Source organism: Acinetobacter sp. V104_13, assembly GCF_031798995.1.
Classification (GTDB): domain Bacteria; phylum Pseudomonadota; class Gammaproteobacteria; order Pseudomonadales; family Moraxellaceae; genus Acinetobacter; species Acinetobacter pittii.
In genome coordinates, this window is the sequence record NZ_JAVQNP010000027.1 from 476,498 (window position 1) to 497,824 (window position 21,327).

22 protein-coding genes are annotated in these 21,327 nt (G+C 37.0%); 9 read left to right on the forward strand and 13 right to left on the reverse strand.

Translation table 11 applies throughout. The features are described 5' to 3' along the window. Nucleotides 1-9: 9 nt before the first annotated feature. Nucleotides 10-621 carry a LysE family translocator gene (locus tag RMB06_RS15055; RefSeq protein WP_311080161.1) on the forward strand — a complete coding sequence of 204 codons (612 nt, stop codon included), beginning with the start codon at nt 10-12 and terminating at the stop codon, nt 619-621. Between the two features lie 70 nt (nt 622-691). Here the strand turns inward: RMB06_RS15055 and RMB06_RS15060 are convergent, their stop codons facing one another. After that, nucleotides 692-1,303: a LexA family transcriptional regulator gene (locus tag RMB06_RS15060; RefSeq protein WP_032003407.1), complete on the reverse strand. Its 612-nt coding sequence runs from the start codon at nt 1,301-1,303 to the stop codon at nt 692-694. Nucleotides 1,304-1,589: 286 nt separating this feature from the next. Between RMB06_RS15060 and RMB06_RS15065 the strand changes: the two genes are divergently transcribed. Beyond that, nucleotides 1,590-1,823 carry a hypothetical protein gene (locus tag RMB06_RS15065; protein ID WP_002114518.1) on the forward strand — a complete coding sequence of 78 codons (234 nt, stop codon included), beginning with the start codon at nt 1,590-1,592 and terminating at the stop codon, nt 1,821-1,823. 62 nt (nt 1,824-1,885) lie between these two features. Here RMB06_RS15065 and RMB06_RS15070 read toward each other — a convergent pair whose 3' ends face one another. Next, nucleotides 1,886-3,019 carry a KGG domain-containing protein gene (locus RMB06_RS15070; protein WP_311080162.1) on the reverse strand — a complete coding sequence of 378 codons (1,134 nt, stop codon included), beginning with the start codon at nt 3,017-3,019 and terminating at the stop codon, nt 1,886-1,888. Nucleotides 3,020-3,493: 474 nt separating this feature from the next. On the opposite strand from RMB06_RS15070, the gene RMB06_RS15075 reads away from it, so the two are divergent. Both RMB06_RS15075 and RMB06_RS15080 read left to right on the forward strand, forming a co-directional pair. Next, nucleotides 3,494-3,895 (forward strand): DUF6367 family protein, encoded by a 402-nt coding sequence (locus RMB06_RS15075; RefSeq protein WP_032006773.1) that lies wholly within the window; start codon nt 3,494-3,496, stop codon nt 3,893-3,895. Between the two features lie 139 nt (nt 3,896-4,034). Beyond that, complete coding sequence (locus RMB06_RS15080) at nt 4,035-4,913, forward strand: SDR family oxidoreductase (RefSeq protein ID WP_032056399.1); 879 nt, start codon at nt 4,035-4,037, stop codon at nt 4,911-4,913. Nucleotides 4,914-4,968: 55 nt separating this feature from the next. On the opposite strand, the gene katE is transcribed toward RMB06_RS15080, so the two are convergent. Both katE and RMB06_RS15090 read right to left on the reverse strand, forming a co-directional pair. Beyond that, nucleotides 4,969-7,113, reverse strand: coding sequence for a catalase HPII (gene katE, locus RMB06_RS15085; RefSeq protein ID WP_080612909.1), 2,145 nt, complete (start codon nt 7,111-7,113; stop codon nt 4,969-4,971). A 41-nt stretch (nt 7,114-7,154) separates the two neighbouring features. Further along, a complete protein-coding gene (locus RMB06_RS15090; protein ID WP_063098612.1) occupies nt 7,155-8,573 on the reverse strand; it encodes an iron-containing redox enzyme family protein in 1,419 nt (472 codons plus the stop codon). 316 nt (nt 8,574-8,889) lie between these two features. Here RMB06_RS15090 and RMB06_RS15095 point away from each other — a divergent pair, with 316 nt between their 5' ends. The 3 genes from RMB06_RS15095 to surA1 all read left to right on the forward strand — a co-directional run bounded on the left by RMB06_RS15095 (nt 8,890) and on the right by surA1 (nt 10,261). After that, on the forward strand, nt 8,890-9,366 hold the full coding sequence (locus RMB06_RS15095; protein WP_311080163.1) for a CinA family protein: 477 nt from the start codon (nt 8,890-8,892) through the stop codon (nt 9,364-9,366). A 279-nt stretch (nt 9,367-9,645) separates the two neighbouring features. Further along, a complete protein-coding gene (locus RMB06_RS15100; RefSeq protein ID WP_311080164.1) occupies nt 9,646-9,828 on the forward strand; it encodes a hypothetical protein in 183 nt (60 codons plus the stop codon). A gap of 115 nt (nt 9,829-9,943) precedes the next feature. Further along, the gene (gene surA1 / locus RMB06_RS15105) at nt 9,944-10,261 is read left to right on the forward strand and encodes a surface antigen protein 1 (RefSeq protein ID WP_000132045.1); all 318 of its coding nucleotides are present in this window, start codon (nt 9,944-9,946) and stop codon (nt 10,259-10,261) included. 84 nt (nt 10,262-10,345) lie between these two features. Here the strand turns inward: surA1 and RMB06_RS15110 are convergent, their stop codons facing one another. From RMB06_RS15110 to RMB06_RS15120, 3 genes are all read right to left on the reverse strand, one after another. Then, entirely contained in the window at nt 10,346-10,567 is a 222-nt protein-coding gene (locus tag RMB06_RS15110; protein WP_311080165.1) for a hypothetical protein, read from the reverse strand. Between the two features lie 94 nt (nt 10,568-10,661). Next, nucleotides 10,662-11,090 (reverse strand): hypothetical protein, encoded by a 429-nt coding sequence (locus RMB06_RS15115; RefSeq protein WP_311080166.1) that lies wholly within the window; start codon nt 11,088-11,090, stop codon nt 10,662-10,664. A 265-nt stretch (nt 11,091-11,355) separates the two neighbouring features. Further along, nucleotides 11,356-11,502, reverse strand: a complete 147-nt coding sequence (locus RMB06_RS15120) for a hypothetical protein (protein ID WP_002114459.1) — start codon at nt 11,500-11,502, stop codon at nt 11,356-11,358. A gap of 905 nt (nt 11,503-12,407) precedes the next feature. Between RMB06_RS15120 and RMB06_RS15125 the strand changes: the two genes are divergently transcribed. Next, on the forward strand, nt 12,408-12,710 hold the full coding sequence (locus RMB06_RS15125) for a hypothetical protein (protein ID WP_016806122.1): 303 nt from the start codon (nt 12,408-12,410) through the stop codon (nt 12,708-12,710). Here RMB06_RS15125 and RMB06_RS15130 read toward each other — a convergent pair. Next, complete coding sequence (locus RMB06_RS15130; RefSeq protein WP_311080167.1) at nt 12,703-13,608, reverse strand: LysR family transcriptional regulator; 906 nt, start codon at nt 13,606-13,608, stop codon at nt 12,703-12,705. The genes RMB06_RS15125 and RMB06_RS15130 overlap by 8 nt on opposite strands. 111 nt (nt 13,609-13,719) lie before the next feature. Here RMB06_RS15130 and RMB06_RS15135 point away from each other — a divergent pair, with 111 nt between their 5' ends. Further along, on the forward strand, nt 13,720-14,958 hold the full coding sequence (locus RMB06_RS15135) for an SGNH/GDSL hydrolase family protein (protein WP_311080168.1): 1,239 nt from the start codon (nt 13,720-13,722) through the stop codon (nt 14,956-14,958). 49 nt (nt 14,959-15,007) lie between these two features. Here the strand turns inward: RMB06_RS15135 and RMB06_RS15140 are convergent, their stop codons facing one another. From RMB06_RS15140 to RMB06_RS15160, 5 genes are all read right to left on the reverse strand, one after another. Next, entirely contained in the window at nt 15,008-16,363 is a 1,356-nt protein-coding gene (locus RMB06_RS15140; protein WP_311080169.1) for an MFS transporter, read from the reverse strand. 100 nt (nt 16,364-16,463) lie between these two features. Beyond that, on the reverse strand, nt 16,464-17,747 hold the full coding sequence (locus tag RMB06_RS15145) for a DcaP family trimeric outer membrane transporter (protein ID WP_284089642.1): 1,284 nt from the start codon (nt 17,745-17,747) through the stop codon (nt 16,464-16,466). Between the two features lie 276 nt (nt 17,748-18,023). Continuing rightward, nucleotides 18,024-18,695 carry a class I SAM-dependent methyltransferase gene (locus RMB06_RS15150; RefSeq protein WP_311080170.1) on the reverse strand — a complete coding sequence of 224 codons (672 nt, stop codon included), beginning with the start codon at nt 18,693-18,695 and terminating at the stop codon, nt 18,024-18,026. Between the two features lie 71 nt (nt 18,696-18,766). Further along, nucleotides 18,767-20,461, reverse strand: a complete 1,695-nt coding sequence (locus tag RMB06_RS15155) for an AMP-binding protein (RefSeq protein ID WP_284089329.1) — start codon at nt 20,459-20,461, stop codon at nt 18,767-18,769. 110 nt (nt 20,462-20,571) lie between these two features. After that, nucleotides 20,572-21,189, reverse strand: a complete 618-nt coding sequence (locus RMB06_RS15160; RefSeq protein ID WP_002114305.1) for a TetR/AcrR family transcriptional regulator — start codon at nt 21,187-21,189, stop codon at nt 20,572-20,574. Nucleotides 21,190-21,327 lie beyond the last annotated feature (138 nt).

The window sequence follows — 21,327 nt, forward strand, 5'->3', positions numbered from 1 at the left end:
GATAAGCATATGGCTTTTAACATTTTTATTGCATTTTGGAGTGTCTCCATTCTTTTTATTATTACGCCAGGGGCAGACTGGGCCTATGCCATTTCAGCAGGGATTAAAGGCAAAGTCGTCGTACCCGCCGTCGCAGGTATGCTATTTGGACACTTTATTACGATTTTATTGGTAGCGGCTGGTGTTGGTCTGCTTGTAGCAAATAATCCAACTGCTCTAATGATTCTTACTGTTGCGGGTTCTGCTTATTTGTTATGGATTGGTATAAATTTATTACTTACCCCTCCTACTCCGAACGAATCTGGTTCTGAAAAAGCTCAGTCATGGTTGAGCTGGGCAACCAAAGGTGTTTATGTGAGTGGCTTAAACCCGAAAGTTTTTTTGCTCTTTTTAGCCCTGCTTCCTCAATTTATTGACACCACTGCTTCATGGTCAGTAACGACACAAATTCTTGCCTTTGGTGTTGTCCACATGATTAGCTGCGCAATTATTTACTTAATGGTGGGTTATGGTTCAGAGGCTATTTTGAAAACCAGACCACAAGCAGCACAATTAGTCGGCCGTTTTTCAGGTGGTTTGATGGTTGTTATCGCAACATGTTTATTGATTGGACAAATTTAAAAGTCATTCAGCAAAAAGTTACTGACTCACTTTTCGGGTCAGTAACTTGAATAATAAAATATAAGAAAAATTATCTCATTCGTTTGAGGTTATAAGTCACGACTCCCCAAATAACCAGTTCTTGCCCCTCTTCAATATAAATATTCTGATAATCAGGATTTTCTGCTTTTAGCCAAACTTTAGGTGGATGAAATTGACTATCAATCATTAAGCGCTTCACAGTGAAATCATTATCGATGAGTGCAATCACAATATCACCCGATTTAGCGGAAATGCTACGATCCACAATAAGCGGATCATTAATATCAATTCCAGCATCTAACATTGACAAAGAGTTGGCTTTGACAATAAACGTGGCATTTTCATTTCTAATTAAATATTCATTTAAATCGAGTGCTTGCTCAATATCATCTTGTGCAGGTGAAGGAAAACCTGCCGCAACACGTTCAGTTGCCAAAGGAATGTGGTAAATTTTATCGTTATTCGGGTGGACCTGTTGGACATTAAGTTTTGAGTTAAAGTCGGTCAAGTTATTAGTTTTGACATTATTCAGTAACCAATTTTTGATAAAGTTAACTTGAGACTCGGGAACACGAATGACTTTGGTGGGTTCATTGAACTGTGCTTTACGTCCGGCATTTTCTCGTACACCGCCATGCTCGAACTCTTTTTTCTTTGGCATATTGCCTCCATTCCACTGTTCAAATCCTACACAAACAATGTAACTTGAAAAAGTTACATTTTCAAGTTGACGAAATATTTTTTTTGCATAACAATAAATCTCATGATCAGTTTTTAATCCATTTTGCTTTTAACAGGGATGTTTTAACCAAAATGGCAATTTGAAGAAAATCAAAATCTATTTCGAAATAGTCGTTATCACTGACTGTTTTTTGATTTTTATCAAATGAGATTCTGAACACTTAACATTCTGGTTAAATTCAGTTTTTGGTATGGAGACATGCGAAATGAAAAATCAACGTGATGCGGTTTTAGGTTATGCAAATGAGCAACATGCTTACTATATCCGCCTAATTGAAAATGATGCGGTTTTAGGTGAAAGCTACGGATTATTTTGTGAAAATCCAGATAGCGAAGCAGCCGAAAGTATTATGACGACACTTTTTTTGAAAAAATCTTTTTGGTTAAACGGTTCTGAATACCTTGATATTGTAAAAGGCCTACAACCTCTCCCTCAGTAAATACAGTAAGTAAGCTAAAAACAAAGGAGGCAAAAGCCTCCTTTGTTTTTAAAACATTCTGCTTAAGACGTAAAACGTCCGTAGGCATCACGTTTTTGATTACGAGAGTTTTGACCACGGCCATCATAATCATCGTCGTCATCACGGCTGCGACCACGACCTCGTCCGCCTGAGCGACCACCGCGATCGTCATCGTCGTCATCATCACGGCTGCGACCTCGGCCTCGACCACCTGAGCGGCCACCGCGATCATCATCATCGTCGTCATCACGGCTGCGGCCACGGCCTCGTCCGCCTGAACGGCCACGATCGTCATCATCGTCGTCATCACGGCTGCGACCACGACCTCGTCCGCCTGAGCGACCACCGCGATCGTCATCATCATCGTCATCACGGCTGCGGCCACGGCCTCGTCCGCCTGAACGGCCTCCGCGATCGTCATCATCATCGTCATCACGGCTGCGGCCACGGCCTCGTCCGCCTGAACGGCCACCGCGATCATCATCGTCGTCATCATCACGGCTGCGGCCACGGCCTCGACCACCTGAACGGCCTCCGCGATCGTCATCATCGTCGTCATCACGACTGCGACCTCGGCCTCGGCCACCTGAACGACCACCGCGATCGTCATCATCATCGTCATCATCACGGCTGCGACCTCGGCCTCGACCACCTGAACGGCCTCCGCGATCGTCATCATCATCGTCGTCATCATAACGGCTGCGACCTCGGCCTCGACCACCTGAACGGCCTCCGCGATCGTCATCATCATCATCGTCATCATCACGGCTACGACCTCGGCCTCGACCACCTGAACGGCCTCCGCGATCGTCATCATCGTCATCATCATAACGGCTGCGACCACGGCCACTTGAGCGGCTACCGCGATCGTCATCATCGTCGTCATCATCACGACTGCGACCACGACCATTACGGCCATCATTTTTATGACTTAAGGCACCCGCTTCACGTGCTTCTTCAGACGTAAATTCATGAGCGTTACCATTTGCATGGGCTGCTCGGCCAGCTTCACGAGCTTCTTCAGAGGTAAACTCATGTGCATTACCACTCGCGTGAGCAGCTCGCCCACCTTTGCTGGCTATTTCTCGTACTCTTTCAGGATCCATACTTGCAAATCCACGATTTGAAGTACCTGTTCTATTGTTATCATCATCTTCATATCTAGTATTAGCCATAGTTATATCTTCCTATATTTAATTATAGTCACTACCGCTTTTAGTTAACGGATTTAATAACAATAGAATATCTATAATATTTTCCCACCCAAGTGATGTATCAATCCTTTTAAATGTATATCAATCAAAAAATGAAATTTATTATAAACGTATTATTTTTAAAATATTTTAAAAATTTTTATTATTAATAATTTTACTCTTTAAATAATGAACATACTCATTATTACCTAATAGTACACTACAATATAGTTTTACAAACACAGTTAAAATAATTTAACTGATAACAAAAAATTTCAAAATGTACAAAACAGTAAAATAACACAACATCAGGTCTATTGAGAAAATAACAAACAAACAATTATTTTAATTAAAAAACAATAACATATATCATTACATTTTCAGAATTAATTTACTTGAGAGATTAATATGAATATTTAAAACTAATTTTAATAAGATGGTTTGAGTAACTTAACTATGCAATTAAAAAATCAACAGTCAGCTCTACAATATATTCATATTTCTATCCCTGAAATTTTATTAGGACATATTAAGTCCAAAAACTCATGGCAGGACTATGACAAAGAATGGAGCTATAGATTAGACCCACCTCATGCAAGTCATCCCTTCCAAAGAGACTTATATATTATTAAGTCAAAAAATATAGAACATGAAGATATAAAAATGTTGCTAGATAATATGGCTGTTAAAAATAATAAAAATTCAGAAAATATAGATGGAGCAAAAGAAATTATTAAAAAAATATTAGACTTATCTAATAATATACCGATAGAAAACTGGTTAGAGGATACAGGAAATAGATCTATTATTGAAAGCATGATTGATAAAAACAAAATCAAGTTAATCGATATTATTTAGCCCTCAAATATAAAATATTTTTTTACATCCTTACAAATAAAATAACAAAGACAACTTATTAAAAAATTCATTTTACTCACATTTACGCGGTAACAGCTCACTATATGAAAATTAGATATTACAACCGAGGTATTTAAAAATGGAAAACTCAACAAACCAGTATCCAACATCTGCCCCCGCACAAGTTCAATCTCATCAACCAGGTGATCAGGAAAAAATGCATCCTGAACCTGAGATAATAAAAAGCTCACATAAAGGTAGCGATAAGCTAAAAGGCAAAGTTGCCGTTATTAGTGGTGGCGATAGCGGTATAGGTCGTTCTGTCGCAGTATTGTTTGCTCGTGAGGGCGCTGATATTGCGATACTTTATCTCGAAGAAGATCAAGATGCCGAAATCACTAAACAACTCGTTGAAAGAGAAGGACAACATTGCCTTTTATTAAAAGGTGATATTTCTGACCCAGATGTTGCAAAACTCGATATTGATAAAGTTCTACAACATTACGGCAAAATTAATATTTTAGTGAATAACGCTGGTGTGCAATATCAACAAAAAGAAATTGAAAGTATTAGTAATGAGCAATTAGAAAAGACATTTAAAACTAATATTTTCCCAATGTTTTATCTTACTAAAGAAGCCATTCCTTATATGGAAGAAGGCGACAGTATTATTAATACGACCAGTATTACCAGCTATCAAGGCCATGATGAGCTCATTGATTATGCAAGTACTAAAGGCGCGATTACTACTTTTACGCGTAGCTTATCGAACAATTTAATGAAGCAGAAAAAAGGAATTCGAGTAAATGGTGTTGCGCCGGGACCCATCTGGACACCATTAATTCCAAGCAGTTTCGATGCAGAAACCGTTAAGGAGTTTGGTAAAGATACCCCAATGGGAAGAATGGGACAACCAAGTGAAGTTGCACCTGCTTATCTTTTCCTTGCCTCAGATGATGCAAGTTACATTACAGGTCAAGTCATTCATGTAAATGGTGGTCAAATCGTAAATGGTTAATCCGTAAGATATAAAAAAGCCCTGAAAGTTAAAACTTTCAGGGCTTTTTTGTTTGTTAAGCCGGTATCTGAGCAGCTATTTGTTCTCGTGACCAAACACGATGAGCCATAATCAGGTTTTTGAAATTTTCAGCAATCGGCTGGAATTCATCTCCAACTAGAGTGCCTTCATCGGGAACTAAACCTAGCGGTTCAAGTAAATCAGATTTATTACCTAAAAACGCAATTGGTTTTAAATGCTTGTAAGCCTCTAATAGATAATGGCGCGCTACGCCATCTTGCAGCACGGCATTTAAGTTATCTCCATCAGGAATAATCACTGCATCATATGCAATTGACGGTTCAGCCATCTGCATGCCATCAGCCGTAATAATACTGTCTTGATGATCTTTTACAGGAGCTAAGCTTGGCGCTAATAAATGAAGAGTCACCCCTTCTTTAATTGCCCAGTTTTTCATCGCTTCTAATGAATCAGATTTGACTAAATTATGGATGAGTACTGCAACTTTTCGGCCTTGAATATCTTGGGGCGGGAAAGCCAAGAAAGATAATTTAGCCGATTTTTCAACTGCGGTTTTTTTATAATCTAGCGTTAAATCAGGTACTTCAATTCCTAAATTAGCGCCTACTTGTCGTGCTAAGTCGAGATCAATATTTGCCAAAATTTGTTGAACTTGACGCTCACGGATGTGTTTTCGTTGCACTTTACTTAACTCAAAAGTATAGGCATCGACCACATGCTTTTGCTCATGAGGCGCAAGGCTCTTGTAGTAAAGGCGTGGTTGTGAAAAATGATCAGAAAAAGTCTCGCTTCTTTGACGAAGTTTATGTCCGCTAATCTGTTCAGGATAGCTTTCAAAACCACCATTTGAAGCAGCAGGTGGGGTTTCGGCTGGCCAATCATTATCAATCGAGTTTGGTTGATATGAAGCCTGCCCTTTATGAATCGTATGCTGGTGAATACCATCACGCTGATTATTATGAAATGGGCACACAGGTTTATTGATCGGAATTTGATGGAAGTTTGGTCCACCTAAACGGCTTAACTGTGTATCGGTGTATGAAAATAGTCGTGCTTGTAATAACGGGTCATTTGTAAAATCAATCCCCGGCACAATATGTCCTGGACAGAAAGCCACCTGCTCTGTTTCTGCAAAGAAATTATCTACATTTCTGTTCAAAACAAATCGGCCGATTGGTGTCACTGGAACCAACTCTTCAGGAATAATTTTTGTCGGGTCCAATAAGTCGAAGTCAAAATTCATCTCGTCTTCTTCTTCAACAATTTGTACACCGAGCTCCCATTCAGGATAAACCCCATTTTCAATGGCTTCATAAAGATCGCGACGGTGGAAATCTGGATCTTTACCAGCAAGCTTTTGAGCTTCATCCCAAACTAACGCACTTAAACCTTGTTTAGGTGTCCAATGGAATTTCACAAAATGTGATTTTCCTTCGGCATTAATGAGTCGGAATGTATGAACCCCAAACCCTTGGATTGAGCGTAAATTACGTGGAATTGCACGGTCTGACATAGCCCAAATCACCGCGTGTGCTGACTCAGGTACTAAAGACACAAAATCCCAAAAAGTATCGTGTGCAGTTGCTCCTGTTGGTATTTCTGTATCTGGTTCAGGTTTTACTGCATGAACAAAGTCTGGAAACTTAATCCCATCTTGCACAAAAAACACAGGCGCATTGTTGCCGACTAAATCAAAATTACCCTCTTGGGTATAAAATTTAATAGCAAAACCACGAATATCACGGACCGTATCAGCAGAACCACGTGGGCCCTGCACTGTTGAGAAGCGTACAAAAATTGGAGTTTGAATGGTTGGGTCAGTCAAAAAACCAGCTTTTGTTAAGCGCTCATTTCCTTCATAAGCCTGAAAGTAGCCATGAGCACCCACGCCACGCGCATGTACAATGCGCTCAGGAATACGTTCATGGTCAAAATGAGTAATCTTTTCTCGTAAAATAAAATCTTCTAATAGTGTCGAACCGCGAATACCTGCTCTTAAACTATTCTGATTATCAGCAATTTTAACCCCTTGATTTGTGGTTAATGCTTCATTGGTTGCATCATCTCTGACTGAGTCTAATTGTTCAGTTTTTTGGGTAGTATTGGCTTTATTTGCAGCGTCAGCACCAGCCATTTCACTTGTTTTATTTGTTGATTTAACATTATCAGTCATGTTCATTACCTATGTTTTAAAGTTAAACGTGGGGTGAATTAAAAACTTCAAGAGTTAGTTTTGTTAAAGGAACTTAAATAGGGGAAAAGGAGTTCGACATATTTACGTGTGCTCCAGAGACCAATGCTTTTATGGTGTGAATCTGGGGCCAAAAACGGAGTCAGCTTGCATATTTTTATGGCAAGATCGGGTGTCTGACGTATACGCTCTTGGAGTGCATCGAGTTCGCCATCAGAAATATAGCTAAACAGATAATCTTGAATACGCTGGCTATTCTTTAGTTCTCTACTGTAGGCCAAGTAGTTAGAAGAATGATCAGTCCCAGCAATCCAGTCATGAATAATTTGACGTTCCACAGGGTTAAATACCCCAAACATTTTTCCATTTTCTTCATTAATCATCCGCCAGAACACACTCTGCTCAGGGTCGGTATTAAATTTAATCCATTTGTGATCAATAAGATGTGTAACCAAACCTTTAACGTCTTCTGGGTTTGATAACCATTGGTTAATGGTTTTACATCCAAACTGTCTAGTTTCGTTATGAATAAGCTGCCCCACGAGCGCTTTTCTTTTTAAAATTTTAAGGACTAAATCTTCAAGATTTAAATTTTTAATAATTTTTGAAGAAGAAACACCATGATTATTAAGAGCAAAACCACGTTTTAATTTATTAAAGAAAGCTTCTTTATCTCTGTATTTATCATAAATATTTTCTATAACTTTAATTGCTTTATCTGCATGTCCGTTATCAATGTTATCGATAGTGATGTGCAAATTAAAATATTTAGAATCAATACCCAGTTCAGCAAGTTCATAATTACTGATGAGTAGATGCAGCGGTAGTTGCTCATAACCTAAATTGAAGCCGACAATTTCGGGAATGAACTCTGGTGGAGCATAGCCAAGCGCCAGCTGAATCACAGCATTATGATAGTATTCATCTTCTAAAAGCAGATCAAAACTATCAAGCCCCAGACTACGTAATAAGTCATCATAAATACAGACATGGTTTGCTTTCGGCTCACCGAGTCCCAGCTCTTCTAGATAAGTAATAATAAGGTCATGAAAAACCGGATCGTTCCAGTAGTGAACTGAGCTATAGAGCCATGCACCGTCGACCTTTTTAGTTGGAGAGACCTTAATCAAAAATTCAAATGCCTGTCCGACATTCTGGAAATACTCTCTCTCACCCCCACTTTGTCTACGGTTTAGATAAGCCTGAAATAACTCACAATTTTGTTTATTGTCGTTTTCACACCATTCTTTAACTGTATTTATAGTTGCAGGAAAATCAATTTCCTTTTGATCTATTTTATCTATTTCTTCATTAAGAAAATCTCTTGCTTTCTTCTCTTTTTCAAAACTAGAAATATCAGGATCAAGGAAAAAAACAAATAATTCGTAATAGTTCTGTTGATTATCTTGTAATAAGTCTAATAATCTTTTTTTCACTACAACAGGCATTTCTATTCTCCTTTAGTGAGATATAAATTACCATACTTTAACTGAACAATAATCCCAGCCTATCTTTGTTATATTACGTTATTAAGAAACAACTCATAATTTTAAAAACTTTATATTTCAACAACATAAAAAATAACACAAACTTACATTCTCACCTTTAGAATAATTTAACTATATGTTTTTATAAAAAATATATGAACAATAAACTATATTTACAATTAACTTACCTTTAAAATTATAAAGACTAAAAACTTAACAAAAAGAAATTAAAAATAATCCTATAACTAAATTAAAAACAATTGTAAGGAGAATACAAATGTTTAACTCATGTTGTAAATTACTAGCACAAGAAAAAATTAAAATCGCTTTTTTTGAAAGTGCTTCGGCAGGTTATTTAGCTTATCGCTTTTCTTTGAGTCCCTATTCAGGTGATATTCTTATTGGTAGCTTGGTCAGCTACGACCTACGTGTCAAAGAAAATACACTTCATATTTCACCAGAACTCATTGAAAAATATACGCCTGAGTCGATGCAAGTCACTGTAGAGATGATCAAAAAAGGTAAAGAACTCATAAATGCCGATCTTTATATTGCCTGTACCGGGTTATTAAAAAAAGGAGGTTCTGAAACTCAAGAAAAACCTGTAGGTACCTTTTTTTATTCCATTTATTATAAAGATAATTTTTATAATTTCAGACGTATATTTAAAGGATTACCCTATCTTAAACTTAGACAACTGCTCTATTACATTAGTCAAGATATCGAATCTATAATATTAGATAATAAAAAATAGCTTTCCTTCATAAAAGATAACAAATACATATTTAGAAATGATCATAGCTTTTATTTAACCTCTATGTACCCAAATGTAATTTTAACTATATTCATATTAATTATGTTTAATCATTAAAATTACATTTTATAGAAATCAAGGTTTTATTTAATTTTTAAATTTACATTTAAATATAGGGTAACACCCCAAAGCTACACATTAAAAAATTTCATGTTTAAATGAACCTATCTGAAGCTCTCAGATAAAACACACATCATAAATGATATGAGGTAATTAAAGATGAGCACTACTAATAATCAAAGCAATCAACGCGATAATCAACAGCAACAACAACAGCAAAACGATCAACAGCAACAAAACAATCAGCAACAACAGCAAAATGACAACCGCCGTCAACAACAAGGCTCGAATCAAAAAGATTCAGGCCAACAAAACTCAAATAACAACAATCAGCAACGCTAATCAGTTGCTGACTTAAATGTCATTTGATGCGGTCATTCATTTTATTTAGGAAGGTGCCCTCACCTTCCTAAATTTAACATAAGCATAAAATTAAATAAGAGATGAGGAAAAACTGATGACAGATCAAAATACAGACCATGCTCAACTAGTAGCTGGCGACCATAATTATTCTGACTCTCGCTGGCGAGAAAGTTATCTTACTCGACCTTATTATCAAGAAGCTCAATTAACTACGCCAGATCTGGATTATGATCGTGATTTTTCTGCTGCTTATGAACTAGGTCACCGTGCCCGTTCAGAATCTAAAGAAGGAACTCAGTTTGAAGATATGGAAGGTAGCTTGCAACAAAAGTGGGAAGAACTCAAAGCTGAATCCCGATTAAAATGGGAACATGCAAAACAAGCCATTAAAGATGCATGGGATGACATGTAACATCCTTAATTGGTCCAAAGCATATAGCTTATTTCCTATTGGCCCTGGGAAATAAGCTTTTTTATTATTTGAAATATTTATAAATTAGAAAAACGGCGGCATATTAAAATTATTACTAAGATATTGATTGGCTTGGTGCGGATCATCAAAAATTTCTTTTTTAAATTGTACATTTGGCGTTGTAGAAAGAGTATGTGTTGGCTTGATCGTAACTTCTACTACATATCTGTTTTGTTCTTGCTTGGCTTTCACACCATAAATTTCAGAATCATTAATACAAGTTCCATCAGTAAAATATACAAACATACCACCACCTTATCTCTTAACTAAAGTTACTGGTTTTGTCATTTATTTAACGTAAAAGCCTAGCAATAGACTTGAGCCGTACGTAAACAAAATTTCAGTTTTGGTTTTTCTTAAAATATTCAATAATTTCTTCCCCGTTATTCACGGGAGTTTCTTTAGCAGGATATGTTTCTTCATAAGCATATGCAGGTAATGCAACTTTATCGCGAATTGGCGGTAACTTTCCTTGGCCACCTGTGGTAATACGCTCAATAAAACCTGCAAGCCACAATACAAATTCTTGTGTGTTTTTACTCTTCGGAATAATACTTAAATCTAATTTAATTTTAGATTCCTGAAGAGGCTTAATCAGCAATTCAGCGAAATCAATATAATTGTATAAAAGTTTAAGCTTTGTCCCCTTAATCTCATGTCTAAGCTCAATCATTAAATTGTTAAGATCTTCCATAGGATCATCTACAAACCCTTTTTTTTCCTTAACATTTTGATAGATTTTCTCAGCTATTTTTAAGTACTGGGGCATATCCTTACCTTTAAAAATTGTTTTCACTAAAATGAATTTTGGATGAATATAAGTAATTTATTGTGTTTATTTTATTAATTTTTTGAAACTATAATTTACTGAGGAAACAATTCAATAACAACAAATTAATATAAAGGCTATAACACACTAATTTATTGATTAATTTTATATTTTTATATAATTGCTTTTTTTATTATGTTACATATTTTATAGAAAATAACGATAAGAAAACCCACATAAAAGTGAGTTTTCTTCAACGAAAGAATTACGAATTTTTATCCATTTGTTGAGTAGTTGCTGGGTCATTCGAACCATGTGTTCCATCATCATCTGTTGAATTTCGATCTTGGCATGCACTCATACCCATTGCGATTGCAACTACCATACTCACTGCACAAAAAATTCTTAACATTGAGGTCACCCTTATAAATCTTAAGATGTAGGCTTATGAATAACATTATCTTATGTTGGCCTACCGCTGTGGTTCTCTTAAGTTTTGTAGGTTGTGCAAGCTTTTGTAAAAATCTAAATAAAATAAATGTTAAAAAATTACTTTTCTTGCAATTGATATTTTAATTAAAATTTGGCAACGGCTATTTATTTAATTACATGATATTCATAAAATCAAAATTTCCCGCTCTTTTTTGACTTATGTTGAAATAAGTCATTACTTGCAAACACTATATAAATAAACAATTAATAAATATTTGATATATAAACATTAAAAATTATTTTTTAACCTCTATTGAACTATTATTCAATATTCTCAATTCTAAATAACTCATTATTTTATTAATGAAAATTTAAAAATATTAATATTTGTTTATATAAACCAATCTTTTATTTTTGCAATTGACCCGCTTTAAGGCTCAGCTTATGATGCTCCGGCTGACCTATTTTGTCAGTCGGTTTTAGCAGACCGTCTACCTAAGCGCACTAAAAACAAGTTTTTTGGTGTGTAGCCCCTCGTGCCTTTGACGGAGGAACGGGAGTGGGACACCTTCGGGTGTGCTGGTTTCTTAGGTATCAGTCTGCTAACCCTCTTTCGTTTCACCACCATAATTAATAGCAGTGATTGGGCGCAACTTCTTTCATCAAGGAGTCTCTAATGACTATTATTTTATATCGTGTTTTTTCTTCTACTCTTCATCACGTTATCGACTTCACTGAAAATATTTTCAAGAAAATATCCTACAGTTTTATGTTTCTGCCTTCCTATCTTTTCAGAGTAAATATTTCCATATTTAACGCTCGATAAAGACTAGAAAATTTCTATAAACATGACTTAACGATAACAACAACCAATGAAGAGCAATAATGATGTTTTTTTTATATCGTATTGTTTTAATCTGCACCCTATTAATAAGTTCTATAAGTTTATTAGGTTGCAGGTCTATCAGTAAAAATGAATTTAATACACATTGTGTTTGGGCTGGTCGTGCACTTTCACAATGCAACTGTATTTATAACTCTTTAGAAAAACATTATTCGCCGCAGTTTGTAGAGAACTTACCCAAAGTAAGCTTACAAAATATTAATGCGAATATGCACTTTGTGGAAACTATGAATGAAACTATGCACCAATGTCAGTTAAGCGCAAGAAAAGACTCCATTAACTAACTTTTGCATGCTCTACCAAGAAATCTAAAAAAGCCCTTACGCGCTTAGGGACATATTTATCATGTCCTATCCAAACAGCATGAAATTCTTCTGAAGCCTTGATATTCCATTCTTCAAGGATTTTAACCAACTGTTTTTGTTCTAAAGCTTTTTTGACTTGGAATTGGTTAAGCTGTGCAATACCAGCACCTGCAAGCGCTAACTGTAAGATGGCTTCTCCATGATTTACCCTTAAAACCTTAGTGGGAGCAAGTGTGATTTCTTGATCGTCTTTTTTAAAAATCCACGTTTTATTTTGACGTTGGTAACTTACGTCTAAAAGCTGATGTTCGTATAACTCTTCTGGTTGCTGCGGATAACCATTCTTTTCAATATAGGTAGGTGAACATACATAATGTTTCTGAGTGCTTCCGAGTGAGCGAGCAACCAAATTTGAGCTTTTCAAAGGCCCTGTACGAATTGCGACATCAATTCTTTGCTCAACTAAATTAATGATTTCATCACTCAAATGAGCCTCTAATTCAATTTGTGGATAGCACTCGTTAAATAGAGAAATACAAGGCAATAAAAAATGCGTCCAATATGAAAGACTGGTATGAATTCTAATTCGCCCTTGCGGCATGTGATTTACAGTAACAGATTGTTCTAGTTCATCTAAGTTATTGAGTATGTGAACGCCTTGCTCATAAAATTGACATCCTTCACTGGTGAGTTGAAACTGACGTGTTGAACGGTTAAGCAGTCTAACTCCAAGTCTTTTTTCTAAGCGTGAAATTAACTTACTCACCGCAGACGGCGTCATATCACAAGCTCTTGCGACTGCTGAAAAGCTTCCTAACTCGACTACCCGAATAAAAATTGCCAACTCACCAGACCGATTAATATCAAAATATGACATAACAAAATCTATTTATGAATTTCATTCACAAATCTTATTCCGCTTATGTTGCTATAACAAGCTAGTAATTTGTTTCAAGATAACTTTAATTTATTTTAAAGAGTTCACGAGATGAAACTTTATCAACCCGCCCTATTCTCTCTTGTTTTATTTACGAGCTTTGCACAAGCAGAAGTACAAAAGAGCCAGTGGGTTACCACTTGGGCAGCTAGTCCACAAAAAGTCTGGAATAAAGATTTCGTTTTCCCGACCAATATTCCTGATCAAATATCGAATCAGACTATTAAACAAATTAGTCAAATTAGTTTAGGTGGTGAAGCAGTTAGGCTCGTTTTTACAAATCAATATGGGGATCAACCGCTTTATATTGATAAAACTACTGTGGGGTTAGTCAAAGGACAAAGTCTTAAATCAAAGAGTGCTTATCCAGTTTATTTCTCTGGAAAGCTTAAAGCACAAATTTTACCAGGCAAACAACTGATAAGTGATCCAATCCCGCTCCCTGTTCCAGATCATGCACAGTTAATGGTAAATAGCTTTATTCAAAAGCCCACTACATTTAAAACTTTTCATTGGGATGCGAAACAAACCAGTTGGCTCATTACGGGTAACCAGACTGCGAACTTAAATACGCCTAGCAGTGCCAAAACCACAACTGCGCGATTATTATTGTCGGCTGTAGAAGTAAAACCGAAGCGTAAAGCCCATGTTGTTGCAGTCATTGGAGACTCAATTACCGATGGAGCAACTGCAACTTTAGACGCAAATACTCGATGGACCGACTTTTTAGCTAAGCGCTTATCGCCACATCAAGTCGCGGTCATTAACAGTGGAATTTCAGGAAATCGACTACTCACAGACGGTATGGGTGACAATGCTTTAGATCGTTTGAAAAAAGAAGTATTTCAATATTCAGGTGTGAAAACATTAATTGTTCTGGTGGGTATTAATGATATTTCATGGCCCGGTACCGCATTTGCACCTAAACAGCAAATCCCGACTTTTGAAGCACTCACTCAAGGTTATAAAGGTGTTGTAGATGAAGCACATCGCCAAGGTATTCAAGTGATTGGAGCAACCTTATTACCATTTTCGGGAGCTTTACCAAATACTCCTCTTGATAACTATTATCAGCCTAACAAAGATGAATTACGCCAGCGTATTAATCACTGGATCAGAACCAGCCATACATTTGACGGTGTACTTGAACTTGAGCAAGGCTTAAAAGACCCTAAACATCCTGATCGATTAAATCCAATTTATGATTCAGGAGATCATTTACATCCGAATGACCGTGGTAATCAACAAATGGCAAACCTAGTTGATTTAAAACAACTAGTTAATCAATAAAACATCTAGATACAGGTAGGAATTTGTTTCCTACCCGTATTCATATTGATTAATTCCCCTCTAACTCGACATTAAGTTTTGGTGTAATAGTCTGTTTTTCAGCTGCATATCGTCTTAAAACCATGACGGCGAAAAGCGCTAAAATTGCAGGGATTGCGATCATCACAAAATTCATTTTATGTGGTAATTCCAACCCTAATAACAGGCCCGTTAAGATAGGTCCAACAATAGCCCCAATTCGACCTACACCAGAAGCACAACCAATTCCAGTAGAACGCACACTTAATGGATAATATTGTGCAACGTAACTATAAAGAAGAATTGATGTACCAATTGTTGCTGCTCCTGCAACAGTCACCAAACCGTATAAAACATAGGCTGGTGATTTAAAACCTAAGCCGACCAGTGCCAAAACACCAGCTAGCAGCATTCCCATAATTACAGGTTTCAGATGGAATTTATCAGACAAAATACCACCGCCGATTGAACCGATCATTGCGCCAACATTTAGAGCAAGCAAGAATAAAATACTCTTTCCGAGTGAATAACCTGCTGCCAGCATGAGTTTTGGTAACCAGCTACTTAAGGCATACACCATGAGTAAGCACATAAAGAATACGAGCCAAAACATGAGTGTATTGAAAGCGCGGCCTTGTTGAAATAATCCCTTTACAGAACTACCTGTTGGAACATTATCTTCATTAAGCACTAAGTGAGTATTAATCGTTAGGTTTTGTTCAGGCGAAATTTTTTGAATAATGCGCTGTGCTTGCTCAGTCTTACCCGTCTTAACTAAAAAGGTTAAAGACTCAGGCAAAAACTTCCAAATGACAGGTAATAAAAATAATGGAATACCGGCAATTAAAAACATAATTTGCCATCCCTGACTTTCAACCAAATAACTACCGATCAATGCTGAAAGTATTCCCCCAATTGCATAACCACTAAACATACTCCCCACCAAAGTACTTCTTATACGTTTAGGCGCATATTCTGATGTAAGTGCAACTAAATTTGGCATAACCCCACCAATGCCTAATCCTGCCAAGAACCGAAGTATCCCAAACTCAAGTGGGCTTGATGCAAAAGCACCTAAAAAGGTGAAACCACTAAAAAAAGTCACACAGATTAAAATTACCTTTTTACGGCCTATTTTGTCTGCCAATGTTCCAAAGAACATCGCCCCAAACATCATTCCACATAGTGCCGTACTTGCTAACATCCCCGCCTGTACAGCTGTTAACGACCACTCTTGCATTAGCAAAGGCAATACCACGCCATAAATCACCAGATCGTAACCATCAAAAATAATAATTAATAAACACCAAAGTAAAATACTCCAGTGAAAAGGGGTAAATCTGGCCTGATCAATAACTTCATTTACATTTAATTTAGATGTTGTCATTTACTCACCTCCTTTGTGAGATAAATTCATATTCAATTTTTTAAAACGACATATTGCACCCTAAAGAAAAAACAGATTATTCAAGGTTTTATTGAATAAATTAAAAGTCATAACTCGCCATCATATTGAAGCGGTTATCAATTCCGTTACGTCCATCAAAAGTTTCTCGTTCGCCATACACATATTCGACGCCCAAGGTAATTGGTTTGTATGGGTTATAAAGTGCATTCACCCAGCCCTGCCAAAGCTCTTTATTTTGGGTGGTGCTATTACGTTGTAATTCAGCAAAACGGTTATCATCTTTGGCTTTCATATAGCCGTAGCCTAAAGTCGAGCGAATTTGCGGTGTAAATTGATGAGTAATACCGAAAGAAACAGTATCAAATTCATTGCTATGCATATTGTTTTGATCATCTATTGCATAGCCACTGTTACTCCATAGCAGGAAACGCCCATCTCCTTTGACATGGTAATAATCGGCTTTGAGTAATGTATCGGGCGTAATTTGGTATTTACCGCCCAAGCCTACGCCCCAAGCGACTTCCTCATCATGATTAGTTCTCTTTTCGGCAACAAAACTACGCCCCGACAACATCGAGCCATTGGCAAATTTATGATTTAAGCGCCCTACCAAGGCTGGTAAACGCATTTTATTGTCAGGATCTGAGGTCACAGTGTATTTCGGATCTTCAACCGATATTGCAAAACTTGTATTTGCCGTTAAGTTATCGCTATAGCGTACGAGCGGTGATCTTAATAATGCACTGCCTACAAATGTGCCCGCATCAATCGTTTCCGGATAATATTCGGGTGCAATAAATGTTGACCACGTTTGACCGATAAGCCATTTATCAAAAGTTAAATAAGCATGGCGTATCCGAAACTGATCACGAGTGGCTGCCCCAAAGAAGTCCATTTCTAACTTTCCGCCCACATCACCCGCGGCCGTCGGGGTTTTAAAATTCAACCCGAAACGTGTCACATTAACCGTACTGTGCAACTGGTCTTTTTGTGCAGATTCTTCCGGCGTGTTTTCAAGTGGAACACCGCTAATATTGTTATACATGGTAGATGCGCCCTTCATTTGATAAGAAGCATCTGCCCGTATATAACCATATAAATTAAATTCTGCACCAGACTTGGTTAAACCTTGCTGTATTAGTGATACGGCTTGAGGAGTCGCTGAATTTGCTAGTTCCACTCGTCCTTGCGATAAAGATTTTTGCGCCTGCATATTGGCTTGTAACATAGCCCGAAGTTCTTTCACTTCTTGGCGAAGTTGTGCTATTTCAGGATCTGTTTGACCTGCCAAAGCGGAAGACATAAACAGGGTCACAGAAACAGCCAACAGGCTTTTTTGAACCGTTGTATTTAAAACTTTCATCATGAAATTTTCCTTTTGATCTTTAATTCGACTTAAAGATCTCGACATCCTTTTTGTTATGTACCTATCTAAAATAAGTGCTTAAAATTTGTCTTTCTTTCACAAGAAAAACCTTCGATCATATTTTTTAGACAAAACCTCCCTAAAGCGGCCTGAAAACCACTTTTAATTTGTTTTAAGTAAAGCTAAATCTTCTAATTCTTTTCAGTTTTTATATTCTCTTCCTCATTGAGAATATGCAGGTTTTATATCCGTATTAACGCTTTCCCAAATCCATTATTTTTTTGCAATAAACCCTTGATACGTCAAAATTTGCGTATAAGGATGCACACTTTCAAAACCAGTTTTTTCTAAAAGTTTTATATATCCTTCAGTGGTTAGGCTAAAAAAGTCTTGCGCCATACGCTCTAACATTTTTTGACATTGTTCTTCTGTTAAGCCTTGTGCCAAACATAAATAACGTAAAGCTTGAAGATGCTGTGGATTTACACACGTCATTAAATCGTAGGTCAGTAAAATCGCTTTTTCTTTTAAGCGATCATAAATACCCTTAAAAAAAACAGGTTTTATGTCATCTGCAATAAAATGAGCCACGAGAATAGAAAGTGCAGCATCAAAGCAATTCTCAAGAGGTAAAGCTGACGTTTCACCGTGAACAAAGGTGACTTGAGAAGATTTATCTAAAAGTTCAACCTGTTCCTGAGCTTTTTGCAGCATAGTCAAAGATGGATCAACTGCTGTAAATTTCCAGTTTGGATGACGTTTAAGTAAATATTCGAGTTCATACCCCGTGCCACAACCCACAATTAAGATATGAGCATTTGGCGGCAACACTGATTGCAAAATGGCATCCACCTGTTGATGGATCACTTCATAACCCGGAATTAATTTACGAATATGTTCGTCATATCCTTGGACTACCTTTGGGTTATTAAAGTCTTTTGCCATTTTGCTTATCCTCTATTTAAACTGCCTTTCAACTTATAGTTTGCTGCACTTTGAATGGGCTTACGACTTCTTTAGTCAAAGACATTTCCAGTTAAATTAAGTTCAGCTCGCATAATTTCCTGCAATTTAAACTTTTGCGCTTTGCCTGAAGCAGTCATTGGAAACTCATTAAAGAATCGGACATAACGCGGTACTTTATTATGAGAAATGTGCTCTTTGCAGAATTGGCGAATACTGTCTTCATCAATTTGATGATGGTCATGCAAAATAATACAAGCACAAAGTTCTTCGCCATATCTGGCATCTGGTAAGCCAATGACTTGTACATCGCTTACATCTGGATGGGTATATAAAAAGTCTTCAATTTCTTTTGGAAACAGATTTTCCCCACCACGAATCACCACATCTTTAATACGGCCTTTAATTTTAATAAAACCATCTTGGTCCATTTCGGCAATATCACCCGTATGCATCCAGCCAGCTGAATCAATGACCTCTTTGGTCTTTTCTTCTTCGCCCCAATAGCCAGCCATGACTGAATAACCGCGAACACATAGCTCACCCAAAGTTCCTTGCGGAACAATCTGGCCTTCTAAATCGACAATTTTAATTTCAACATGCGGATGAACATGCCCAACTGTACTTACTCGTTTATCAATCGAATCATTTACCGAGCTTTGCACACTCACTGGCGAGGTTTCAGTCATACCATAACAAATGGTGATTTCAGACATATGCATTCGGTCTATGACACGTTGCATAATTTCACGTGGACAAGGACTACCTGCCATAATGCCTGTTCTTAAGCTCGACAGGTCAAATTCATTAAACTGTTCATGTTCTAAAGTGGCAATAAACATGGTCGGCACGCCATAAGCTGCCGTACAACGTTCTTGATGAATCGCTTTTAAAGTTTCTAAAGGATTAAATACCGCCGATGGATAGACCATGGTTGAACCATGTGTCACACATGCCAGATTCCCCATGACCATGCCGAAACAATGAAACAACGGCACAGAAATACAAACTTTATCTTGAGGGGTTAAACGAATGCCTTCCCCCACGAAATAACCGTTATTTAAAATATTATGATGGGTCAACATGGTCCCTTTAGGGTTACCTGTTGTACCTGAAGTAAATTGGATATTAATGGTTTCATCAAACTGATGTTGCTTCGCTAATTGTTTTAATTGTTCTAGCTGTTCAGAAGTTGGTGTAGTAACTAAATCACTAAAGCGATAAATACCCGTATGTTGTTGATCATCGATTTTAATGACAAATTTTAAATGTGGCAGTCGCGCTGAACTGAGCACTTTATCTGGACTGTTGGCTAACTCAGGGGCAATTTTTGTCAGTAATTCTTGATAATCAGTCGTTTTGAATTGAGAAGCAATAATCAATCCTTTGCATGAGACTTTATTCAACACATATTCAAGTTCATGGCTTTTATAAGCTGTATTTAGATTGACTAAAATAATCCCTGCTTTAAAAGCTGCAAATTGGGTAACTGTCCATTCCACACAGTTAGGCGACCAAATCGCTAATCGATCACCTTTTTTTAATCCCAATTTTAAAAGGCTACAAGCAAAAGCATTTACTTCATCCTGTAAAGCTTTATAGGTTAATCGTCTGTTTTGATGAAAACTAACGATTGCTTCCTTTTCAGCATATTGCCGACAGGCTTGATCAAATTGTTCACCAATGGTCATACCCAATAAGGGCTGTGTGCTTGGTCCCGAGGCGTAACTTAACCGTTCTTGTTGCATTGAATCATTCTCCTTGATTCTTCTAATTCTCTTCTTACCTGATCTAATTGTTGTTACTGCAACTATTTTTCTAAACCGCCTTCTTTGTGTTGTTTTATCCTTTATATGCCCTATTTCCTCTGCACAGCATCTACACAAAAGTCAGCAATCTGTTTTGAAAAATAGTCTTTGTGCGCATGATCAAACTTTGTATTTTGAGCTGGGTCTAGGGGTTCAACCACCACATAGGTCATGGCACCGACAACACAAAGTGCTGCTGTATTTAAATCGTCCAAGACAAACTCACCACTTGCATTTCCATCCGCAAGTATTTTTTTAATACTTTGTTTAATCAATTGCTTCACACGAAAACGCTCATGTTCAACCGTTGAATCGACGGGTTCAAACATGAGTGAATATGCAAGCTGAGGACTATTCAGTGCCCTTTTTACAAAGGTTGCCACAGCCTTATGTAATTTCTGCTTTGCCGATAAGTCACTTTCAGTAATCGAATCAATCACCAATAGTTCCGTATTAATGGCTTCGGACAAAACCTCAATCAGCACTTGGCTTTTATTATCAAAGTAGCGATAAACCAGTCCACTAGATACGCCCGCCTGCTCTGCAATTGTTTGTATTTGTGCGTCTTTAAACCCTCCCTCTGAAATTAACTTTCTGGCTGAACTCAAAATCGACTTACGATTTTGTTCCATCCGCTCTTGCATTAAAGATGATCGTTTATAGCTCATAATTTATTCTCTAACAAATAAAATGAATTGTAAATCATTTTATGAATCAGTATTCACTTTTTTAAAAAATCATTGTATGGTAATTATCAAATACCCACAAAATATTTTATGGACAACAAATATAACCAATAGGATGAA